The sequence below is a fragment of the Agrococcus sp. HG114 genome (genome assembly GCF_024723325.1).
Lineage (GTDB): Bacteria > Actinomycetota > Actinomycetes > Actinomycetales > Microbacteriaceae > Agrococcus.
Genome location: NZ_JANQCH010000223.1, coordinates 1 through 1,343, shown reverse-complemented (window position 1 = coordinate 1,343; position 1,343 = coordinate 1). Strand labels below are relative to the sequence as shown.

Below are 1,343 nucleotides of genomic sequence, written 5' to 3'. Positions count from 1 at the left end.
ATCACGAGCCGGGGCCGCAGCAGCTTGCCGCCGCTCGCGGCGCGTGCGGCGGCCGCCTGCACGGGGTGCGGGCCCTGGGCCTCCGAGAGCCGCGCGACGCGCTGCTCGACCTCGGCGAGCAGGGTCGGTGCGTCGACGGCGGTCACGACGCACCCGCCAGGAGCGGGAGCTGCTCCGCCTGCAGCACGAGCCACGGGCTGAACGCCCACGGGGTCGCGCGGACGCCCGCGCCGAGATCGTCGGGGTCGACCCAGCGCCACTCGGCGACCTCGCTCGGCTCGGGGCGCACCGGCCCCGCGATGCGGCCCACGAAGACCGGGCAGCGCTCGTGCTCGACGACGCCGCTCGCGTCGACGGCGCGGTACGCGAAGTCGGGCAGCGCGAGGCGCAGGTCGACCGCGGTCGTCCCGAGCTCGTCGCGGAGGCGCCGCAGCACGGCGTCCTCGAGCGACTCGGCGGGCGCCGGGTGACCGCAGCACGTGTTCGTCCAGACGCCCGGCCACGCGGCCTTCGAGAGCGACCGCCGCGTGATGAGCACGCGCCCCGCGTCGTCGAGGAGGTAGCACGAGAACGCGAGGTGGAGCGGCGTCGCGGCGTGGTGCACGGTCGCCTTGGGGGCGGAGCCGATCGGCTGACCGTCCTTGTCGAGCAGCACGACGAGCTCGTCGTCCGACAGCACCGGGATCGTCATGCGTCGAGCGTAGCAAACACTTAGCCATTGCAACTATGAGTTTTGGCAATAAGATGGGCGCATGCCGCATCACCCGAACGAGGGTCCGCACGAGCGCGAGATCATCGATCCTCGGCGCTACGACGCATCCGCGTCCCTGGTGACCGAGTATGGCTTGACCGACGACGACGTGGAAGAGGTCATCGACCTGTTCGACGCGCTGCGCCGGTGGCACCGCGCGTCGGACGCGCACAGCGAGGCGAGCCGGCGATACATGCGCTTGAGCGAGAACGACATGCGGGCGATCCGGTTCATCATGGCGACGACGCGCGACGAGCGCATCGTGACCTCCACGATGCTCTCCGAGCACCTCGGCATCACGGGGCCCTCCGTGACGAAGATGCTCGACCGGCTCGAGCGCGGCGGGCACATCCGGCGCGAGCCGCACCCGACCGACCGGCGGGCGCTCTCGCTCGTCGTGAGCGACGGCACGCAGCGCACGGCGAGCGCGACGGTCGGCCGCGACCACGCGCGCCGGTTCGCGATCGCGTGCTCGATGACGAGCGCCGAGCGCCGCACCGTGACGCGGTTCCTCCGGCAGCTCGCGGCACTCCCCGCCCTCGAGCACGGCGGTGACCCGGACGCACCGGGCGCTGTCTCTTTATACACATCT

At 72.3% G+C, this 1,343-nt stretch carries 2 protein-coding genes; one reads left to right on the top strand and one right to left on the bottom strand.

The window, feature by feature from the left end; translation table 11 throughout:
• Positions 1–142: 142 nt before the first annotated feature.
• Positions 143–691, bottom strand: coding sequence for an isopentenyl-diphosphate Delta-isomerase (gene idi / locus NWP09_RS12865; protein ID WP_258275891.1), 549 nt, complete (start codon positions 689–691; stop codon positions 143–145).
• Between the two features lie 61 nt (positions 692–752).
• Between idi and NWP09_RS12860 the strand changes: the two genes are divergently transcribed.
• Positions 753–1,343 (top strand): MarR family winged helix-turn-helix transcriptional regulator (locus NWP09_RS12860; RefSeq protein WP_258275890.1); only part of this gene is annotated, 591 nt, incomplete at its 3' end.

Bases quoted from the DNA above. Each gene is read 5' to 3' on its own strand.
- idi (WP_258275891.1), bottom strand. From the start codon at position 691: ATGACGATCCCGGTGCTGTCGGACGACGAGCTCGTCGTGCTGCTCGAC.